Consider the following 22,621-nt stretch of genomic DNA (forward strand, 5'->3'; position numbering starts at 1 on the left):
GATGTCAAAAAAAGATATGAATAAATCAATTTTCGTGTAGTTTTATGAACTATTGCCCCCTACTTTAGCGCACATGCGTTTTTTATTGCCGATGAAAGTAGCGGGGGGCTTAGTGGCGACCTATCTGCACGACAGTTTTTGATCGCCTTAAAATCTGCATTTTTTAATTTACCAGCAGGTACTTGCCTTTGATATGGTGTTAGAAGTATTAGATGACGAAGATTGCTACAACCGGTTAAGGGCAGGTGATGAATTCGCATATCGCCATCTGATTGGGGTGTATGGGCCGGTACTGTGTCGTTATGCGGACAGGATGATCATGAATAGTGCTGCTGCGGAAGATATTGTAACAGAAGTACTGGTAAAAGTATGGGAGAAGCGGGAAACATTCGATTCATTCAGTAATGTGAAACGCTTTTTTTATGTAGCTGCCCGGAATGCGGCGCTGCAATACATCCGAGATCGTCAGCGGGAGCAGCGAAAATTTGAAGCATTCAATGAAGTCAATGCCGGCGTAGTAGTAGATGAAGTTATTTATGCAGAAATGATGGCGGAATTACAAAAAGCAATTGCAGCATTGCCCGCCAAAATGAAAGAAGTATTTATCCTGGGTTATGTACACCAACTCACCAACCAGGAAATAGCGCTGCAGCTCAATCTCTCGGATCAAACGGTTCGGAATCAGAAAACAAAAGCCCTCACTATCCTCCGGAATAAGCTGGGATACCGGTCATATCTCGAACTTTATCTTGCAATATTATTGCTGTTTCGTTAGTGTATGTCCGTGTCCGGCCGCAAATGGGGCCATTTAAAATCCCCATCAGAACGCCTTTACCTTTTGTATTTACCCTGCTGAAAAAAAACTTTGCCAAACCGATGGTACAAAGTAGGGTATGCGGCGTTGTAATAATATAAGCAGAAAATTCCTTTGCATGCCATGAAAGATGAACAAATGGATGAGGCGTTGCGCATAGCAGCGCTGATACAACAATTGAAAAAGGGAAAAATAACAACAGAAGAGTTGCAGGCCCTGCAGGCGTGGAGAGCTGCTGATGAAGCGAATGAGGCCACATTCCAGCAACTCGGCAACCCGGCACATTGGGAAAACGAGTTACAGGCAATAGGAAAACATGATATCAACGCGCTTACCGAACGGATTTTTACGTCTGCGGGTTTGTCGCTGCCGGAAACACCGGAAAAAGATTCACCGGCTGCCTCAGGACAGGGGCGCCTGCGACCATGGTGGCAATGGACAGCAGCGGCAGCAGTGTTATGTTTTGCTGCCATCATGATCAAATACCTGATTACCCCGGAAACACGCCGCCCGCAGAATAAACCAGTGATCAGCGCGGTAGCTATTACTCCCGGCAGCAGTAAAGCCACGCTGATATTAGGCAATGGAGATGCGATTGCTTTAAAAGATACAGCCGCAGATACCGTGGCATTGCAGGGAGGAAGCCTCATTGCCCAGCATCAGGAAGGCGTACTGATTTATCAGAAATCCGCCCCGGCGGCGCAGGAGGCAGCTACCTGGAATACCGTATCTACGCCTAAAGGAGGAAAGTATGAAATCGTTTTATCAGATGGTACACGCGTTTTTCTCAACGCCACCTCTACCGTGAAATTTCCGGTACCATTTAATACAAACAATCGGGAAGTGATACTGACAGGAGAAGCGTACTTCGAAGTAACACATCTTTCAGAAGGAAAAAAAGCATGGCCTTTCCTGGTAAAAATAAGACGCGCTGACCAGGATGAAGGATTGGTAAAAGTATTGGGCACCCATTTTAATGTGATGGCCTACGATGATGAGAAAATGGTGAAAACTACATTGGTGGAAGGTGCTGTGAGTATGCAAAAAGGAACAAATTCAGTAGTGCTTAAACCAGGACAACAATCCTTATGGTTTCCACAAACCAATACCATGCAGGTAAAACCTGCAGACCTCGAGGCCGAAATCGCCTGGAAAAATGGACGATTCCTCTTCCGGTCTACTGACATTAAAACCATCATGCGGCAACTTGCCCGGTGGTATGACGTAAGCGTAGACTACAACGGTGATATGACCGATATCCGTTTTGCAGGGAACATTGAACGAAAAGAAAATATCAGGGAATTAATAGAAATACTGGAAGCCGATGGCCGGTTGCGCTTCCTTATCACAGGGAACAAAATTATGGTATCACGTATGTCAAAATAAAATAAGGAGGAACAATGAAATAAGAAAAGTACACGAACACGTATCAGCCAAAATAAACCGGAACCCGCGGCCAGGCGGTATTCCGGTAGTAAATGTCCGCTTTTTCCACAAGGCGTAGAATTCCTGTTATCAAAAACGAAACTATACAAATATATGTATTTGCTTACGCAAAATGCACGCTCGTGTCATTGGAGCATGCGAAGAACCAGAATCTTGTTACACATCGTTATGAGACTAGCTTTTTTTGTTTTATTAGTCGTCTGTCTCCAGGTACGGGGTAATGCCTATTCTCAAAAGATGAATCTTTCAGGGAAAGACCTTTCACTGGAAAAGGTGTTCTGGATGATAGGTCAGCAGAGTGGCTACCAGATTATATATAATCCAGACCTGGTAAAACAGGCAACCCACATCGACCTGAATCTGAAAGACGCTTCCTTACAGGAAGTACTGGATGTATGCCTTAAAAATCAGGGCCTCACCTATGTTGTCCGATACAATACCATTATACTGAAGAAAACCACCGACACAGAAGGCGCTGTAGCACCCGTAATGACCATCCGCGGGCATGTAACCAACGAAAAAGGACTCCCCCTTGAAAGAGTAGGTGTCCAGGAAAAAGGAACCAGCAACGGCGTTTATTCAGATAGAAAAGGTGAATTCGTGATCTCCGTCAGAGACGGAAATGCCGTACTGCTGTTTAAATATCTCGGCTATACCACCAAAGAAGTGCCCGTTAATAATCAAACCTTCGTAGAAGTACAGCTGGTACCGGCTTCCATCGGTATCGACTCTGTGGTGGTTACCGGTTTTAATACCAAACAAAAGAAAATCAGTATCGTAGGTGCTATCACCACCATCTCTCCCCAGGAATTGAAGACGCCCTCAAGTACCTTGTCCTCTTCATTTGCAGGTAGACTCTCAGGGGTAATTGCACGGCAATCTACCGGTGAACCCGGCAGTGGTGCCCAGTTCTGGATCAGAGGTGTTTCTACTTACGGCGGAACCGGCGCACTGATTTTTCTCAATGGCGTGGAAATATCTTCCGGCGATCTGAATAGTATTGATCCCAGCAACATAGAAAGTTTCTCTATTCTGAAAGATGCGTCTTCCACCGCATTATATGGTGCCAGAGGCGCTAACGGCGTAATACTGATTGAAACCAAGCGGGGCAGAATCATGGAAAAGCCAAGAATTACCGGGCTGGTGGAAAGTTCTGTTTCTTCGCCTACACAGATTGTGAAGTTTACAGATGGTGTTTCTTACATGAAGCTGTATAATGAAGCATTGCGGAATGATAACCCTTACAACGCCGACCGTTATTCTCCGGAAAAAATTAATGGCACCGCCCAGGGATTAGACCCCTATATCTACCCAAATGTGGATTGGTATAAGATGTTGTTTAAAGATTATGCACTGAGCCATCACGCCAATCTCAACGTGCAGGGCGGCGGACAGGTAGCGCGCTATTACATGGGCATCGCTTATTACAAAGACATGGGCATCCTGAACAACGGCTTACTCACCGGATTTAAAAATAACATCGATAACAATCGTTTCAACTTCGTAAATAATGTAAGCGTAAAAGCCACTAAGACCACCGAGCTGGAACTGAATATCAACGCGGATTATTACCGGAACATCGGACCAGCCACAGGCGCTTCTGATTTATTTGGGAAAGTAATGGGTGCCAATGGAGTAGATTTCCCGGCTTACTATCCCACACCTGCTGATGGTGCGCCGGATCATATTTATTTTGGTAACAAAACAGATGGATTCCTCGGTGCCAACACCCGCGATAATCCCTATGCGGATATGGTAAACGGATATAATCAATCCGCCGCCTCCACCATCCTCACTACGCTGAGAGGAAAGCAGCAGCTGGATATGATTACGCCGGGATTAAGTTTTAATGCACTCATCTCTTTTAAAAACTGGTCCAGCAGCAGTATCAAAAGAACTTATACACCCTACTATTATACCCTGGATAGCTATCGTAAAGAGGCTGATGGAAGCTATGTATACAACCTGAACTGGATTGCAGCAGCGGGTGGTTCTACCGCACTGGCCCAATCCGGTGATAACAACGGCGACAGAACGTTGTACATGCAAACCACCCTGAACTACAACCGCGTGTTTAATGATAAGCATGACGTAGCCGGTATGCTGGTATTTTTAAGAAATGAATATAATACCAACAAACCCGGTGATAAGATAGTGGATGCGTTACCCTCCCGTAAGCAAGGATGGGCGGGACGTCTGGCATATGGATACGACTCCCGCTATTACCTGGAAGCTAACTTAGGTTATACCGGTTCCGAAAATTTCGCAGCCGGACATCGCTATGGTTTTTTCCCGGCAGGTGGTATCTCCTGGGTAGCATCTAATGAATCCTTCTTTAAGGACATGGCCTGGACCAATCGTATTAACCTGCTGAAGGTGCGCGCTTCCTATGGGTTGTCTGGTAACGACCAGATCGGGGGCGATCGGTTTCCCTATCTGAGCGTGGTGAACATGAATAGTAACAATGGCTTCACTACCGGTTATAACTTCGATAACGGGATGTCCGGTATACAAATTACCCGTTACCCGAATAATAATATTCAATGGGAGATAAGTAAAAAGATGAACATAGGGGTTGATGTGGGCTTGTTCAACGACCTGACCCTGAACCTCGACTGGTTCCGGGAGATACGTAGCAATATCTACCAGCAACGAGGTACCATACCAGCTACAGCAGGCGTATTAAGTGCATTGCCTTACTCCAATATCGGACGGGTACTGAATCACGGTATTGATGCTACACTCTTGTATAACCACACCATCAGCAATGATCTGCAGGTATCTTTCCGCGGAACATTCACATATGCTACCAATAAGATATTGTATTATGATGAGCCGAATTATGCAGCAGCAGGCCTTCCCAACCTGTCGTTCATCAATCATCCGCTGAATACCAATTTCGGTTTGGTAGCAGAACGGTTATTTATCGACGACAAGGAAGCCGCTAACAGCCCGGTGTTCATTGCCTCTAAAGCAGGAGATATCAAATACAAGGATATCAACGGAGATGGCGTCATTAATAACAACGACCGTGTAGCGATGGGGTATCCCAGAGTGCCTGAAATTGTATATGGTGCCGGGTTTACAGTGAACTATAAAAAGTTTGATGTGGGTGTTTTCTTCCAGGGATTATCTCATATGTCCGACTATATCAACGGATTCAGGCCTTTCGGACGCTCTCAGAATAACCTGATAGCGGCTATTGCAGATAACCACTGGTCGCCGGATAATCAGAATCTGAATGCTTTTTATCCAAGACTGACTGCATTGGAATCAGCGCCCAACAATGAACAAAACTCCTCATGGTGGTTGCGGGATTTCTCTTTCCTGCGCCTGAAGCAGGTGGAAATAGGTTACAACCCGGTGAAATCTGCAAGAATATACCTGAGAGGCATCAACCTGCTTACCTTCTCGAAATTTAAATTATGGGATCCCGAACAGGGAGGAGGCAATGGTCTGGGATATCCTCCACAGACGGTAGTGAACTTAGGTGCACAGTTCAATCTCTGATAACATTCATTCATCAGCTGAAAAAGAAATTTATGAATCTCTTTAAACGAAAATATATAACCGGCGGTCTTTTGATTTGTCTTCTGACATCGGGGTTGCTGTCTTGTAAAAAGTACCTTGATATTGTACCTCCTAACACAGCAACCATCAATACCGCTTTTCAAAACTACAATACGGCCTTACGCTTTTTGTATTCTCTATATGCCTATATGCCTACGGAGAATGATGCGAGCTATGGTAACATCAGTGCCTGCGCTACTGATCAGGCTATTACCGTATGGCAGGGAAATGTTATTTCAAGAATGTTGAGAGGCGAACAGAATTCTTCCGATCCGCTGTTCAACTATTGGGAAGGCAAGAACAGTATTCCGGGGATCAGTCTTTTTGAAGGTATACGGCAGTGTTATATCTTTCTCGACAATGTGGACAAAGTGCCTGGTGTTACCGCTGAGGTAGCGAAACGCTGGAAAGGAGAAGCCATCTTTCTATCTGCCTATTATCACTATATTCTACTACGTCAGTATGGGCCAATTCCGATAATTGATCATCAGATAGATTTCAATGCTACCAGTGGTGACGATATTTTTCCGACGCGTCAACCATACGATTCCTGTGTGAATTACGTGGTGCGCAGATTTGATGAAGCTACTGCTATGTTGCCCGCTACTATCCCGGCACAGAATGAGTTGGGTCGTGTTACCTCCGCAGCGGTAAAAGCTATGAAGGCAAGACTGCTGCTCACTGCTGCATCTCCACTGTTTAATGGCAATAGTGAATACTACKCCAATTTCAAAAACAGGAATGGCCAGCCACTGATGAATGCGGCCTATGATAAAGAAAAGTGGAAACGCGCCATTGATGCCATCAAAGATGCTATAGACGCCGCTACACAAAGTGGTAGACGTCTCTATCAGTTTGCTGACTATAAAGGCCCGACTAATATTTTTGAAAAAACACGCCGTGATACCGGCATGATTGCTTACCGCTTCGCCATGGTAGACCCCTGGAATACAGAACTGATATGGGGATACTCGGTACCGGAAGGAAACTATCAATGGCAGCAAAACTGTGCACCACTTAGCGGAAATACTTACAACGGTATTGGCCCGAGCTTGAGAACCGTAGAAACATTCTATACAGAAAATGGATTACCGATCGATAAAGATCCAACCTGGGCCTATGCGAAGCGGTATGAAGTTGATCCGGATGCACATACCATGAATGTAAACCTGCATCGAGATCCGCGCTATTATGCGTCCGTAGCTTATGATAATGGTGGTTACCTGGTAAATGGTACCATCGAAACCATGCACTTTAAAGCCGGAGAAGCGCACGGATGGCGCTCCGGAGCCACCAACTATTCGCTGACTGGTTTCCTGGTACAGAAAGTAGTACATCCGCAAACGGTAGCAGACGATAATAATTTCACCCTGGTGCATTATCCATGGCCGCTCATGCGACTGGCCGAGTTATATCTCTCTTATGCAGAAGCATTGAATGAATACTATGGTCCGGCAGAACAACAACTGGTACTGGACAACCTGAACGGGATCAGACAAAGATCAATGCTGCCAACTGTTCAGGCGTCCTGGGCGATAGCAGGCCATGCGGCCGTGTTTACACAAKAGGAGATGAGAAATATTATCCGGCAGGAACGCACCATAGAACTGGTATTTGAAGGGCAATATTTCTGGGATGTACGCCGCTGGAAACAAGGGGATAAATACCTGAATCAAACCATCTACGGTATGAATTTCCAGGGAAGCGATGAAAGCTCCTTTAACCAGGTGACACCGGTGTTGAACCAGGTGTTCAAAACACCCGCCAGTTACCTCTTCCCGATCAGTGTACAGGAACTGGGTAAGAACGTTAACCTTGTTCAGAATCCCGGTTGGTAAGCATCTTAAAAAAGTATTTATCTCAAAACATTCATTATGCTGCATAAAAAACTATTAGCAGGCATCCTGTCCGCGGTGCTATTGATGAACCTGATGAGTTGCAGAAAGAAAGAAGAAGCAGGCATACCACCTGCCCCGCTGAATAACGTGAAAGGGGTGGCTGGTTATGGCGAAGCTATTTTTATCTGGGACCCGGTGAGCAACAAGCCAACCGATTCTGCTAATTATCTCTATACCTCCATTAGCTATACCKACAGTACCGGAAAGGTGAATGAATTTAAATTCAGTCGCTATACCGATACGGCCGTGGTGGGTAGTCTCACCGACAAGCCTTATACTTTTACCATCAAAGCAGTAGGGCCTTCGGGTGCGGTGAGCGGAGTTACCAGCTTGTCGCTCACACCCAAGCCACCAGTGTATATCGCCATTGCCGGCACGCTCCAGATTTCGCCTTCTATCGGCAGTGCATTGATCACCTGGGAAAATAATTCCGGAAAAACAGTGATTGTAAATGCGGCCTATACAGACCCTGCCACCAATAAAGTAGTGACCAAGGCCTTTACGTCGGCGGCACCACACGGCGCCGGCTATCTTTCCGGTATGCCGGGTGGTAGTCCGCTCGCAGTAGTAGTAACGGTAACGGATATATCACGGCGTCAATCCAATCCTGTAACGGCTACTATCACGCCGTTAACGGAAGTCAAACTTTCCCGCACCGGCTGGTCTATCGCCGGATTCAGTGACCAGGAAGCAGGAGGGGAAGGTCCGGTAAGCGGATATGCTACGGCTGCCATTGATGGTAACATCAGCACTTTCTGGCATACCAGCTGGTCGGAAGCTGAAACACCTTATCCACACTGGATTGCAGTAAATATGGGAACATCAGCCACCATTTCCAGAGTAGGTCTCGTAAATCGCCAGAACAATAAAGGCGGGCAAACGGAAATACAACTCATGGGAAGCACCGATGGCCAAACCTGGACCGATCTGGGAACTTTTCCCTTCCAACAGAAAAATGAAGAACAATTCTTTTCTGTGGCACCACAGCCATGGAAATATATAAAAGTTGTGCTCACCAAAGGACCGAACTTCTTCGGCTTCCTGGCTGAAATCAACCTGTATGGCGCATTGTAAATTTTTCATCCTCAAAATAAACATATGAAAACAATTACAAGTTGGACTTATGCCGCCTTTATCGGCCTGGTACTTTTATTGGCTTCCTGTGGTAAAGTAAAGGAAACGAATACAGATGGTAAGAAACCACCACCTGGCGTCAATCAAAGTACTTATAAACTGAATGTTATCTACTTCCTGCCACAGGGACAGGATACGCTACTGCGTTATCGGGAACGAATGACGGATATGCTGTTCTTCTACCGCGACTTTTATCGCGGTGAAATGAACCGTAATGGATTTGGTTTGAAAACTTTCGGTCTTCAAACCAACGCTGCCGGCACGCAGGTAGCATTTTCTGTGGTGCAGGGTTCACACCCCGCCTCTTCCTATCCATACAACGGCGGCGCCGGATTGATGATGGACGATATCAAAGCCTACTTTCTGCAACATCCTGATGAAAAAAGAAGTGAGCATTATCTCGTGATTACGCCTGTTCCGGATGTCACGCATGCAGATGTTCCTTACTACGGCATCGGCAACTGGGCCTTTATACTGGATCATAGTAAACTGGACATCAAACAGTATGGGGTGGGTATCGACTGGGTAGCGGGCAATGCACATGAACTGGGTCATGGCCTGGGCTTACCACATGATAAAGAAAAGAAGAGCGAAGCCGCTACCATAGGCACTTCACTGATGAGTTGGAACGATTTCACCAAGGGCACTATTTTATCGAAAGCTGCCTGCGCTATTTTAAACAACTGTGAATTATTTAATAATACGGTGGTGACGAATTATCAGCAGTCTTTCAAATCCTATGTGAAAAAGGTGAATATCAGCTATACCAATGGCAACATGGTAGTTACCGGACGTTTCTTTGCAGCGCAACCGGTTAACGGTATCAACGTATACCAGGACCCGGATGCCAATGCTGATTCCTATGATACGCCCAGCTGGTCGGCCGCCCCCATAGGTACCGATAGTTTTAGCATTTCAACGCCCATCAGTGAGCTTTGGGATCTGACGGGTACTTATGCACTGCGCGTTGACCTGCTAGGTGCAAACGGATACCGCCAAACCATTGTAACGTATCATTATTCGTTTATCAACCAGGTACCTGTATTAGATCCAGCCATCGGCTCCAAACCGGAAATTCCTAAAACCGGTTGGGCAATCGCGGATGTGGATTCAGAAGAAAGTGGTTATCCGGCTACCAATGCACTGGACAACGATCCATCTACCTACTGGCATACCCAATACAGTGGCGCAGAACCTACCCATCCTCATCAACTGACGATAGACATGGGTACTTCGCAGTTATTGAACGGTCTTACTTTCAGAGATCGTCAGGGGGTATGGCCTGGTATAAAAGACGTGACCGTATATACCAAAACAGCTACCGGCAGCTGGATACAGGCCGGCATATTTACCTTGAGAAAAAGTGATATGGACCAGTTTATTTCTTTTACTACACCGGTAAATGCCAGATATTTCCGGATAGTAACCAGTAGCAGTTATGATGATGGCAGATCATGCGCACTGGCGGAGATTGGGGCCTGGTAATACTTAGAGAGGGTTAGTAGAAGCGAGGTGCTTCCTTTTAAGGAGGTACCTCGCTTTCTGATTTATCCCATAGCTCGTTTTTGTAGTATAACTTGTTTTTTTATCTTCTGCAGGTATTTAGTCATTACACCTTTACTGCGTTTGCGCTTAGGCATTTTAGGGTATGGGTGCCATCCGGGGTACCAGAATGGAACTATCGGTTCACCATGTTGTCGCCAATAGTTGCCACTCAGGTGATCTTTTAAGAGGGTTGCTGCCAGCGTGAATCCGTAGAAGATAATGTCGTTGCCGTACATTGACAATACCGGGTGTCCTGGTTCATCAATCATGATGAAACGATGCCCCCATACAGGAAAGATTCTTGAAATGTTCCTTGCTTTTAGTATCGCAGGTGTTACCCTGTTTGCTTCATGAATCCATTTGATCTGGCTGCGGATTTTGTTTAAATCTTCCGGATAGGAGTAGAAGATTTTGTAAGGATTAGGAGTATTGTCTTCATCTATGTAAATACTGGGTCTATCCAGCCCATTCATAGTACGATAAAAATTGCGAAGCGGTTCAGGAAAAGTGTATCCCATCTCTTGCTCAAATGCCTGCAGCTCTTCTTCTGAAAGACCTGGTTTCCATTTAGTACCGGGTTGTATGGATKGGTGAAAAGGATCGTTCTGGGTAATATTTTCCCATTCTACTTCTGTTCGGGCTTTTAGATATTCAAAGAAGGCAATTGAATTATTTGTTTTCATTGTTAGGACTTGTGTCTGAATAATGATTTGGGAAAGTTACACCGCTTATAGATAACAAAAAAAGTATCCGCCAAATTTTTATTATCCCATCCAATATTCAAACTCATTTTCATTTGCAGGTGTCCTTTACTTTGTATTGCCATAAACTGCAGTATGTGAACACATGTTGTTTAACCTTACAACCCCAGCAGTTTCTCCGCATTTCCACCGGCTATTTTCGCCACTTCTTCAGCTGACAAGGGAATGCTTTCCAACAGTTGTTTTCCGGCTTCGTTGGTGCTAAAGGGATAATCTACGGAGAACATCACATTATCGATACCAAAAGTTCCCAGTGCCGCCATTAAAGGGGGCAAGGTAAAAATTCCGCTGGTAGTAATGTGTACCTGATCGCGCAGGGTTTGACTGACGGCACGCTGATGATATCCTGTACCGGCTTTGAATTTTTCATCCAGCCGGGACATCATCATCGGTATCATTTCTCCCATATGGCCAATGATGATTTTTAACCTGGGATAACGGTCCAGTGTTCCTGTGGTAATCAAACGTAATACCTGTAAGGCTGTTTCCGCATGCCATCCCCAACCACCGCAGGCAAGCATCACCCCTAATGGTCCTGGCAGATCGTGGTAGTAGGCTTCAGCAACCCCTTCAGGTGGAAGGCCGGGATGAAGATAAAGGGGCATTTGTAATTGTTCTGCTTTTTCCAGTAATGGTGCAAATTCCGGAAGATCCAGGAATTTCCCGTTTGTAAGCCCGTTGATCAGGGCCCCACAGCAATGATGTGTTGCTTTTGCTCTTTCCAATTCATTGGCTGCCGCTTCCGGAGAAGACATCGGTAAATGGGCGAATGCCTTGAATCGGGTAGGATGTGCGGCAATTGTTGCGGCAAGCATGTCATTATACCTGATGGCAAATGGCAGGGCTTCCCGGGGAGGTAAGCTTTCGGCGCCTCGGCCTACTACAGACAATACCTGCATATCAATACCGTTATCGTCCATCGATTTTAAGCGGGCATCGCTGATGTCAGCCAATTTTTCTATGGCTTGTTGCGGCAGAGGCCATTGCTGTATCTCATGGGCAAACGCAGGTAAGGCAACGTGTTCTTCTAATGTTATAATACGCATAGCTGATTAATTTATGATACAAAAGTCCAGCTATACATTTTGTATAATATTGATCCTGATCAAATAATCAGTATCCGGATTTTATTCTGCTAAGCGCTTCCTGGGTAATATTGAGATAATTGGCCACCAACTTATTGGGTAAACGGAGTACCATTTCAGGATTTTCTTTTAGCAGCAATTGATAGCGTTCCCGTGGATTGAGTGTAATAAAATCTTCCAGTCTGCCTGTGTTAATAATATACGCTTGTTCAAGAAAACCGCGGTAGAATTTTTCCCAGTTGGGAATAATGTTTAGCAGCCTATAAAAATCTTCCCGGTTAATATATAGTAACTCAGATGGTTCAACAGCTTGTGTATCTTCTTTCAACAACGAGCCGCCGATAAAAGAAGTTAAAGATGTAGAAAAAGAATTTTCGAAAGCAAAGCGGCGGGTGGCTTCTCTTCCATCCGGCTTTATAAAATAAACCCGCAGACATCCTTTGTTCACAAAGAACATGCGCCGGGATATTTCTCCCGTTCTGCCAATGACTTCATTCTTTTTTGCAATTATCAGATGAAAACAGGAAAGTACTTGTTGTAAATCGGTTTCATTTAGTTGGACCCTGCTTGTGATGAATTTAGTCAGCTGTTCATGCATGCGGATGGATTATTGCAGCAATAATAAGCAAAAGAAGCAGGAGTTTAATATAAGCAGAAATGTAAAGCCCGAAAGATTGTTTAAAAAAGCAGGAGTGCCTTTACAGGATAATGATCTGATAAGGTATCCGTTACCGGGTCTTTCACTATATCTGCTTTTTTGCAGGCATTTTTTATTTCAGGAGACAGTAAAATATGATCAATATTTATTTGTCCGCTTAGCGGTTCATTTGGGAATACCTTTGTAGGATAACTCGATTCAAATTTTTTATGGAACATTGAAAAACTGTCAGAGAAGCCTGTACTCAAAAAAGTACGTAGTACCTTGTAATCTATTTCATTATTCCCGTCCAGGTTTTGTAACGCCTTATTTTCTTTCTGAGCCAATAGCATGCTATCCCGGACGCCGGAACTACTATAGAATATACTGTCACCGGGTGTAAATGAGTTGAAATCGCCCAGGATGATGGCAGGCTTCCCGGCACGTTCTTTTTCCTGTAAGGCATGGAGTACGGCATTGGCTTCCTGCAATCTCCTGGCGCTGCTGAAAGGAGAGAAGTGTACTACGAAGAATCCAATTCCTTTTATTTCGGCATATAAACATCCATGATGCATGTCGGCAGTAAGCCGGTATACATTCGTGATGGGATAGCGGGAAGAAATTCCAACAGGATATCCTTTTTCTTTGAGAATAACTGCATAGGGATGTCCCCATGATGCAGCTAACTGGCTAAAAGACTCCTGTGTAAAATTATTTAATTCTTCCAAAGCCATTACATCAGGATGCTGCTGTCTGGCCCAGTTTACAAAAGTATTTTTCCGCTGGCTTTCACCTTCAAAGCCATTCCATACATTATAGGTAATGACGGATAGAGGAGGCTTTTTTTCTTTTAAGGGAGATGTAAAAGCGCATAATAAGCAGATAATGGCCAGCAGACCTGTTGAATGTTTCATATGAAAGGAGATTTGGCTGAATTATATTTTAAGTTTTCTATCGGAAATAACAGGTACAATGGGATAAATATATTCCACCTGTTTTACGCCCAGTTTTTCCGGTGAAGAGCCTACAAACACTGTTTTCCGGCCATTGATGGTGATGGTGGCATTTTCTGTTATTTCAATGGTGGCCCAAAGCGGATCTTTATAAGGTACGGTATACTTTATCATTGGGTGGGCTTTGTCTACTGCATCGGAATAACGGATTTCCTTGTAGTCATCACCGAGCCATTGATAAGAGGCACTATTGATTTGCACATAGTGGATGCCATTAATAAAGTTATAGTAGTCCTGATGATGATGGCCACTCAGTACCAGGATTACTTTTTGTTTCCCGTTTTGATTGGCTTGTTCGAGGGTATATCGCAGCAGGGTACCATTTTCGAGCCCGCCGGCATCATTGTCCAATCCCTGGTGGCAGCATATAATCGTGGGGGAGTTGGTAGCTTCCAGGTCTTTTTTTAGCCATTCCAGTTGTGTGAGGGATATGAAGCGGGCATAACCCGGTGGCCGCGATTTGCTGTCGTTGTGTTCGTTGCCATCCAGTACAACGAAATGAAATCCGTTGGCATCAAAAGAGTAGTATCTGCCTTTGGCCTTCCAGAACTCCACTACCTGTTCACGTGTATACCCGGTGTCTGTATCATGGTTGCCTATTACGTGATAAGCTGGTCCTTTGAACTGATTCCAGATATCCATCAGGGGTTGGTTTTCTTTTTTAGGATAGCAGAAGTCGCCCATCTGTATAATGAAATCAGGTGATTCGGCTTTCATCTTATTAATAAAAGCTGTTAGTCGCGCTGGCCCGTCATGCATAATATCGTGGTGTAAATCGGCAATTACACCAAACCTGACCTTTTTATGGGAAGGCTTCCACTCGGGATAACGTGGGAATAAGAAAGCGCCGCCAGCAAGACTGGTTTTTGTCAGAAAGTCTTTTCTATTCATTTTATAAAGATTTGCAAAATACGGAGGACCTGATTTTTTGATTAAATACAAATACTAAACACAAGTATAGGTAATGTTTTCAGGATTTTATAATATAGGTCTGAAGTTTTTTTGGAAATATAAAGATAAAATCTGCTATAGCACTGGTTGTTATCTTAGGGATGAATTTGCTAAATGCATTGTAGCAGATAGTTTGGTGGCGTTTTTATTGCTTCTTTTGCTCCCGCTTGTTTCCTTTGCGACTAACTCCCTCAATAAAAAGGATTTTCAGTTTACATTTTTTGTTGCTGTTTCAAAAAAATAAAAAGTTTAGTATGAATAAACATTTCTCAAAATTAATGTTTAATATTACTTAACAAAAGTTTAATTACTTGCCATTTCATCCGTCAGCCATTAGCCACGTTTCAGTGATCAATTAATGAAAAAACCAAAATCCACTATCATGAAATTAGTGCTCTTACTCGCCCTGAGCTTATGGGCTGCGTTGCCTGCCGCTTTTGCACAAAAGGAAATTAAAGGAACAGTAACTGATGAAAGTGCCCAGCCACTACCCGGTGTTTCGGTGGTATTGAAAGGCTCCGGAAAAGGAGCGATCACCGACCTGAAAGGAAATTTTACTATTAACATGAAAGTGCCCGGCACCCTCACTTTCAGCTTTATTGGCTATGCCGCGAAAGAAGTAACTGTCAACAATGAACAATCGCTCGAAGTACAACTCTCGCCATCTAAAGGCGGCCTCAATGAAGTAGTGGTTACCGCACTGGGCGTAAAAAAAGAAAAGAAAGCCGTTGGTTTTGCTGTACAGGAAGTAAAGGGCGCCGACCTGGTAAAAGCACGTGAACCTAATGCCATCAATTCCCTGACCGGTAAAGTGGCAGGTCTTACCGTAGCTACCAGCAGTAACCTTTATGGAGATCCCGGCATACTGCTGCGTGGCCACTCCGGCGTACTGATTGTTGTGGATAACGTGATCGTAAAATCGGATTCCTGGAACCTTGCGCCAGATGATATTGAATCCTATTCTGTATTGAAAGGCGCCAGTGCGGCAGCACTTTATGGCGCACTCGGTGCCAATGGTGCTATCATCATCACTACGCGCAGAGGCACCAAAGATAAACGTGGATTTTCCGTTGACTTTAACTCCAGTACCCAACTGCAAACAGGCTACAATGCCATTCCTAAATACCAAACGGAATACGGCGCCGGCGATGGCTTTGAATATGCTTTTAAAGATGGTAAAGGCAGCGGTATTAACGATAACGATTATTTTATCTGGGGCCCACGCTTCGAAGGGCAGCTGATCCCCCAATATAATAGCCCGGTAAATCCAACTACCGGTGAATTGGTGCCCATTCCCTGGGAGGCAAGAGGAAAGAATAATCTGAAAAATTTCCTTCGCAATGGATTACTCAGTACCAATAATATCGCTATCTCCGCCAACAACGATAAAGGAGATATGCGCCTTTCTGTATCGCAAACCTATCAGAAGGGAACCATTCCCAATACACAGGTAGCCAGCACCAACTTCGGTTTCAACGGCGGCCTGAATATAGGTTCCAAAGTACGCTTTGAAACAAACATTAACTACAATAAACAATACACTAAAAATTATCCCACACTGGGATACGGCCCCCAAAGCCTTATTTACCTGATGACCATATGGGGTGGGGTAGACTATGATGTACGCGATCTGCGCAACTACTGGCAACCCGGAAAAGAAGGTATACAGGTGTATAACCGCGAATACACCATCTATAACAATCCATGGTTTGTTGCTTATGAAAACCTGCGCGGATATTATAAAGATGACCTCTATGGTTATGTGAAAATGGATTACTCCATTAGCAATAAATTTAAATTCAGCGCAAGAACCAACGTAAGTACCTATACACTGAACCGTTCCACCCGCTACCCGGTATCCGGTACTTTCTATTCTCCCTATAACACAGTAGGAGGTTATGAAGAATCATATACACAACTATGGGAAAACAACACGGAAGCATCCCTGAATTATTCTGATACTTATGGGAACTTCCATTTTCACGGAGCACTCTACGGCAACCTCAGAACACTTTCCTATAAACAAATGTTCGGCGCCACACTGGGAGGGCTCGTAGTGCCTGGCGTATATACCTTATCCAACTCTGTATTGCCTAATTCTCCATCGAATACGAAAGCATCCAAACAGGTATCCAGTGGATACAGCTTCCTGGACCTGGACTATAAAAATTATCTCTTCCTGAGTGTTACCGGCCGCTTTGACAAATCATCTACACTCCCGGAAAAGAATGATACTTACTTTTATCCTTCTGTATCACTGAGCGCCGTTGTTTCAGACATGGTAAAACTACCGAAAGCTATTTCCTACCTGAAAGTACGTGGTGCTTATGCTAACGTAGCCACAGATCTTGGTAAGGAACCAGATGACTTGTATAACCTGCTGCCTTCTTATTCTACCTATGGCACCAGGTGGAATAATAATGTCGGTGTTTCTTATTCAGGGACCCTGTATAATCCTGACATACTTCCTTCCAGAATTAAAACGGTGGAAGTGGGAATGGAAGCAAGATTCCTGAATAACCGCCTGGGATTTGACCTTGCCCGTTATCGCAATATTGAAGGCCCCAGTATTGTCAATGTGACTGTTTCCAACAGCTCTGGTGTAAATACCATTCAGAAGAATGCATACACTTATCTGCGCAAAGGATGGGAACTAACGGTGACGGGTACACCGGTGGCATATAAAAATTTCTCCTGGAATGTACTCGCCAACTGGTCTACTACCCATCGCTGGCTGGATAAAATAGACGGAGTGCTTACCCGCGATGGTAACATCCACCTGGGAGAACGTGCAGATGCCTATTATATCACCGACTTCCAACGGGATAATAAAGGAGAAATGATTGTTGGTACCAATGGATTACCCGCTTATAATCCCTATACCACGCGCATCGGCTATATAGATAATAAATTTGAAGCCAGCCTGAATAACAGCTTCCGCTATAAATCAATCAGCTTCTCCTTCCAGTTAGACGGTCGTTTCGGCGGATTGATCAACAACTACCTGGACGGCTACCAATGGAGCGCCGGCACAGAACCTGCGTCGGCCAGCCCATACCGGCTGCTCGACTGGAACCATCGTGATGATCCGAACTGGAAAGGCTCTGTAATGACCACCGGACAGAAAATAGTATCCGGACAGCTTAGTACCGACCAGGATGGAAAGGTGATAACCGATACCCGGGTACTGGCGCCTAACGATAAACCCGTACTCTGGCAAACATGGGCCCGGAATTATTATCAGTCAGGCTATAACCTTGCCCGCAACCGTACCTACGCGAAACTGAGAGAAGTGGTGCTTACTTATAACTTCCCTGCTGCTATGTTGGAACATACTCATTTTATACATAATGCCAGCATCTCCGCAGTAGGTAGAAATCTATTGTACTTCACCGGGAAGGGTACCGAGAACATGGATCTTGATCAATACACAGGAAGCGTATCTGCACTGGAAACGCCCTCTGTAAAAAGCTTTGGGATCAACTTAAACCTCACCTTCTAACTGTTCAACCACATCAACATGAAAGCTGTAACATATATATTCTCCGTTGGCCTGGTAGCAGTTTTACTGGCCTCTTCCTGCAAAAAAATAGCAGACCTTCAGCAGAATCCATCTGCTATTTATAATCCAAATGCGCAACTGATTTTTACAGGTATTCTCCTGAATATTAATGAATCACCCTGGGGCACAGACCAGCGTAACAACCAGTTTATGGTGATCAACGAAAACTATTACGGTAACCAGGCATATACCTGGGGAACAGGATCTACCGCGGGTTACGACCAGCTACGTAACGTATTACAACTGGAAGCACAAGCCACAAAACTGGGTACGCTTGGTAAACCATACCTGGCGCTTGCGAAATTTTTCCGGGCTTATTTCTTCGTGGAAATGACACAGATGTTGGGCGAAATTCCTATGAAGGACGCCTTAAAAGGACGTACAGATGGCGTTTTTCAACCAGCTTACGATCCTCAGCAAAATATTTATAAACAATGTCTGCAATGGCTGGAAGAAGCCAATACAGATATTAGTACACAACTCACGCTAACAGTTGGTGGAGATTTTTTTTATGGCGGAGACCTTTCAAAATGGCAGCGGCTCATCAACTCTTACAAGTTAAGGGTGCTGATCAGTCTTAGTAAAAGAGCCGCTGATACGCCTGATCTGAATGTGCAGCAGCAGTTTTCCACGATGGTGAATAATCCGTCGAAATACCCGGTGATCCTGGATAATAAAGATAATCTTCAGTTGGTGTACAACAGCACCACCACCTCTAACTATTACCCGTTATGGCCCAGTAATGGTATTGTGGTCAAACAGGACCTCCGCAATAATATCGGAGATACTTATATGAGTATTCTTACCGCCACCAGCGATCCCCGTGTTTTTATTGTGGCCAACCCTACTGATTCTGCAAAAAATAGTGGTGACCCGGCTTATGCCACTAAGTTTACTTCTTTCCGCGGTGGCAAAACCGGTGAATTGCAAACTACGCTCAAATCCCAGGCAGTAGCGGGTAAATTGTCGACTATTAATTTTGATTACTGGGAGGCTTCTCCCGCCGGTATTCCCAATATCATGTTGGGTGCTGCTGAAACTGAATTCTCCATAGCCGAAGCAATTAACAGGGGATGGGTGACCGGCGATGCGGCCGATCATTTCAAAAAGGGTATTACCGCTTCCATGAAATTTTATGGGGTAGGCGTTGGCGATATCGCCAATTACTTCCTCGTGCCTGGTAATAACTATGTGGGTAATAATGCGCAGGGCCTCCGGCAGATCCTGTTGCAGAAATACGTTGCTTTCTTTGAAAACTCCGGCAGACAGGCCTATTATAATTTTCGCAGAACAGGGTTGCCAGTGTTTGATATTGGCCCGGCCAACGGAAACAATAACCAGATCCCCATGCGTTGGGCATATCCTACATCAGAATATACCACCAATGAATCCAATCTTAAAACATCACTGCAAAGGCAATATGCCGGATCTGATACGCGGAATGATGTCATGTGGCTGATTAAATAATGTGAACCGTTTTATAAAATCAAAACTATGGATATTTCAACAACCGCGTTTTCAGTAAATGGTAAAACGTATCACCCATCTTCAAAACCCATCGTGGTAATTTGTATGGATGGATCAGCAGATGAATATTATAATGCTGCATTGGCAAGAGGAAGAATGCCTAACCTCCAGCGGATGATTGTTACAGGCTTCAGGGGGCTGGTAAGAGGTGCTTTACCTTCTTTTACCAACGTAAATAATTCCTCTATTGTAACCGGCGTATCACCCGCMGTACATGGTATCTCAGGTAATTTTTTTTATGATGAGAAGAAAGACCAGGAGATCATGATGAACTCGGCAGAATACCTGCGCGCAGATACGATTCTTGCTGCAGCTGCCAATGCGGGCAGAAAGGTAGCGGTGGTAACTGCTAAAGAAAAACTGCGGGATATCCTTTCGCATAAAATGAAAGGCATTGCATTTTCTGCAGAAAAAGCGGCGCAGGCAAAAATGGATACACATGGTATTGAAAAGGTAGAAGAGATCATCGGGCATCCAACACCTGAAATATACAGTGCTGCTGCCAGCCTTTTTGTACTGCGTGCCGGAGTAGCCCTGATAGAACAGGGAATGGCAGATTTTCTCTACCTCTCGCTGACAGATTACATGCAGCATACCTACGCACCGGAAGCGATAGCTTCCCTGGATTTTTATGAAGCCATAGATACGGAACTGGGGCGCCTACTGGCTACTGGCGCCATGATCGGCGCTACGCCTGACCACGGAATGAATGCTAAAGTGGATGAACATGGCAAGCCCAACGTACTATTCGTGGAAGATATACTCGAGGCACAGTTTGGAAATCACTTCAGGGTTATTTGCCCCATTACAGACCCGTATGTTAAACACCACGGCGCATTAGGCTCCTATGTAGTGGTACATGTAGATGATAAAACGAAGATACAGCCGGTGAAAGAATGGCTGGCGGCGCAACCCGGTATCACTGAGGTGTATGACAAAAAAGAAGCGGCACGGCTGCTGGAACAACCGGAAGACCGCATCGGCGATCTCGTAGTGCTTTCAGCACGTGATGTAGTGGTAGGACGTCGCCCTCAGTACCATGATCTTTCTGCGCTGGATGGCACATTGCGATCACATGGTGGCAGGTACGAGGAAATGGTATCCATGATCCTGTCGCATCCGCTCAATGCCGCCTACGCCATGAAAGCAGCGGGAGACCCTAGAAATTTTCACGTGTTCGATTTTCTTATCAACGGAACAAAATAACTACCCCTATGGATCCAGTTACAATTAACTCAACGGATGTAATGCAGCTCAGTTGCTATGTAGCCGGCAAAAAAGTGAAACCGGGAAGGGAACTGGAAGTTAAAAGTCCTTATAATAATAAAGTGGTGGGTATTGTTCATACTGCTACTGCCCCCGACGTGGAAGCTGCTGTAGCTGCTGCGCTGAAAAATAATACGCGGTTAACGCACTATGAGCGGTATGCCATCCTTGAAAGGGCCCGGCATTTACTCGTGGAACGGAAGGAGGATTTCGCGCAGCTGATCAGCGCGGAAGCAGGACTGGCTATCCGGGAAGCAAGGTATGAAACCGAAAGGGCGCACGATGTATTGTTGTTTGCTGCTATTGAATGTTTGAAAGATGATGGACAGCTGTTTTCTTGCGATGTTTCCCCAAAAGGGAAACATCGCAAGATACTCACCTTTCGGGAGCCGCTGTCGTTGGGGGTTTGCATTACTCCTTTCAATCATCCACTGAACCAGGTGCTGCACAAAATTGCCCCCGCCATTGTAGCCGGTACGCCCGTGATCCTGAAACCTTCAGAGAAAACGCCACTTACTGCCATTAAAGCAACAGAACTGCTTTACGAAGCAGGGCTTCCGCCACATATGCTGAGCGTATTACTGGGCGATACGGCTGAAGTGGCAGAACCGTTGGTGAAAAACCCATTGGTGGATATTGTTTCTTTTACCGGTAGCGTAGCCGTTGGAAAACGTATTGCGGCTACAGCGGGATACAAAAAAGTAATTCTTGAATTGGGGGGTAATGATCCCCTTATTATCATGGAAGATGCAGACCTGGACCTGGCAGCGCTCCTGGCAGCAGAGGGATCTTTCCGCAACAGCGGACAACGTTGCACAGCTGTAAAACGTATCCTGGTCCATGAAAAAATCCACGATGATTTTATCAGAAAGTTCTTACACAAATCTAAAGAGTATACCTGTGGTGATCCGTCAGATCCGGCAACAATGATAGGAACCGTAATAGACGAAGCTGCCGCTATTTACCTGGAGCGGGTTACCATTGATGCGGTGAAAGCAGGTGCAAAAATTTTATCTGGAGGCAACCGCACCGGCGCATTACTGGAACCAACTATCCTTACCGGTGTTCCCCGTGATGCAGCCATTGTAGTGAATGAATCCTTTGGTCCGCTGGCGCCGGTAATGACCTTCACCGATATCGACGACGCGATTGCACTTTCGAATTCAACCGCCTATGGCTTATCTTCCGGTATCGTTACCAGTAATATGGAATATGCTATGCGCTTTATAAAGGAACTGAAAGTAGGTACCGTGAATATCAATGAAATACCCGGTTTTCGCATTGAAAGCTCTCCCTTTGGTGGCGTAAAGGATTCAGGACTGGGCATCAAAGAAGGAGTGATAGAAGCGATCAAATGTTTCTCATTCCTTAAAACCTGCTCCGTTCCCTGGTAGTATTTAATCATAAAAACA

Annotated in this window: 15 protein-coding genes; 10 read left to right on the plus strand and 5 right to left on the minus strand. The window is 45.0% G+C overall.

Annotated elements, in window-relative coordinates:
- Positions 1-193: 193 nt before the first annotated feature.
- The 6 genes from AC1DFM_RS29650 (at position 194) to AC1DFM_RS29675 (ending at position 10,347) form a co-directional block, all read left to right on the plus strand.
- Positions 194-775, plus strand: coding sequence for an RNA polymerase sigma-70 factor (locus tag AC1DFM_RS29650; protein ID WP_477080406.1), 582 nt, complete (start codon positions 194-196; stop codon positions 773-775).
- A 162-nt stretch (positions 776-937) separates the two neighbouring features.
- Positions 938-2,200 carry a FecR family protein gene (locus AC1DFM_RS29655; protein ID WP_477080407.1) on the plus strand — a complete coding sequence of 421 codons (1,263 nt, stop codon included), beginning with the start codon at positions 938-940 and terminating at the stop codon, positions 2,198-2,200.
- A 228-nt stretch (positions 2,201-2,428) separates the two neighbouring features.
- Positions 2,429-5,770, plus strand: a complete 3,342-nt coding sequence (locus tag AC1DFM_RS29660) for a TonB-dependent receptor (protein WP_477080408.1) — start codon at positions 2,429-2,431, stop codon at positions 5,768-5,770.
- A 32-nt stretch (positions 5,771-5,802) separates the two neighbouring features.
- Entirely contained in the window at positions 5,803-7,668 is a 1,866-nt protein-coding gene (locus AC1DFM_RS29665) for a RagB/SusD family nutrient uptake outer membrane protein (protein WP_477080409.1), read from the plus strand.
- A 36-nt stretch (positions 7,669-7,704) separates the two neighbouring features.
- Positions 7,705-8,802 (plus strand): discoidin domain-containing protein, encoded by a 1,098-nt coding sequence (locus tag AC1DFM_RS29670; RefSeq protein ID WP_477080410.1) that lies wholly within the window; start codon positions 7,705-7,707, stop codon positions 8,800-8,802.
- A gap of 24 nt (positions 8,803-8,826) precedes the next feature.
- Complete coding sequence (locus AC1DFM_RS29675) at positions 8,827-10,347, plus strand: discoidin domain-containing protein (RefSeq protein WP_477080411.1); 1,521 nt, start codon at positions 8,827-8,829, stop codon at positions 10,345-10,347.
- A 62-nt stretch (positions 10,348-10,409) separates the two neighbouring features.
- Here AC1DFM_RS29675 and AC1DFM_RS29680 read toward each other — a convergent pair whose 3' ends face one another.
- The 5 genes from AC1DFM_RS29680 to AC1DFM_RS29700 all read right to left on the minus strand — a co-directional run bounded on the left by AC1DFM_RS29680 (position 10,410) and on the right by AC1DFM_RS29700 (position 14,794).
- On the minus strand, positions 10,410-11,090 hold the full coding sequence (locus AC1DFM_RS29680; protein ID WP_477080412.1) for an SMI1/KNR4 family protein: 681 nt from the start codon (positions 11,088-11,090) through the stop codon (positions 10,410-10,412).
- Between the two features lie 176 nt (positions 11,091-11,266).
- The gene (locus tag AC1DFM_RS29685) at positions 11,267-12,214 is read right to left on the minus strand and encodes an amidohydrolase family protein (RefSeq protein ID WP_477080413.1); all 948 of its coding nucleotides are present in this window, start codon (positions 12,212-12,214) and stop codon (positions 11,267-11,269) included.
- A 67-nt stretch (positions 12,215-12,281) separates the two neighbouring features.
- Positions 12,282-12,851, minus strand: coding sequence for a Crp/Fnr family transcriptional regulator (locus tag AC1DFM_RS29690; protein WP_477080414.1), 570 nt, complete (start codon positions 12,849-12,851; stop codon positions 12,282-12,284).
- Between the two features lie 80 nt (positions 12,852-12,931).
- Positions 12,932-13,804 carry an endonuclease/exonuclease/phosphatase family protein gene (locus AC1DFM_RS29695; RefSeq protein ID WP_477080415.1) on the minus strand — a complete coding sequence of 291 codons (873 nt, stop codon included), beginning with the start codon at positions 13,802-13,804 and terminating at the stop codon, positions 12,932-12,934.
- 21 nt (positions 13,805-13,825) lie between these two features.
- Positions 13,826-14,794 (minus strand): metallophosphoesterase family protein, encoded by a 969-nt coding sequence (locus tag AC1DFM_RS29700; RefSeq protein ID WP_477080416.1) that lies wholly within the window; start codon positions 14,792-14,794, stop codon positions 13,826-13,828.
- Positions 14,795-15,236: 442 nt separating this feature from the next.
- Here AC1DFM_RS29700 and AC1DFM_RS29705 point away from each other — a divergent pair, with 442 nt between their 5' ends.
- Genes AC1DFM_RS29705 through phnY form a run of 4 tightly spaced genes read left to right on the plus strand, consistent with a single transcriptional unit; the run spans position 15,237 to position 22,603 of the window.
- A complete protein-coding gene (locus AC1DFM_RS29705; protein ID WP_477080417.1) occupies positions 15,237-18,356 on the plus strand; it encodes a SusC/RagA family TonB-linked outer membrane protein in 3,120 nt (1,039 codons plus the stop codon).
- 18 nt (positions 18,357-18,374) lie between these two features.
- Positions 18,375-19,883 (plus strand): SusD/RagB family nutrient-binding outer membrane lipoprotein, encoded by a 1,509-nt coding sequence (locus AC1DFM_RS29710; RefSeq protein ID WP_477080418.1) that lies wholly within the window; start codon positions 18,375-18,377, stop codon positions 19,881-19,883.
- A 27-nt stretch (positions 19,884-19,910) separates the two neighbouring features.
- Complete coding sequence (gene phnA, locus AC1DFM_RS29715) at positions 19,911-21,149, plus strand: phosphonoacetate hydrolase (RefSeq protein ID WP_477080419.1); 1,239 nt, start codon at positions 19,911-19,913, stop codon at positions 21,147-21,149.
- An 8-nt stretch (positions 21,150-21,157) separates the two neighbouring features.
- A complete protein-coding gene (gene phnY / locus AC1DFM_RS29720) occupies positions 21,158-22,603 on the plus strand; it encodes a phosphonoacetaldehyde dehydrogenase (RefSeq protein WP_477080420.1) in 1,446 nt (481 codons plus the stop codon).
- The last annotated feature ends 18 nt before the right edge of the window (positions 22,604-22,621 follow it).

Source organism: Chitinophaga sp. 05T412, assembly GCF_056396465.1.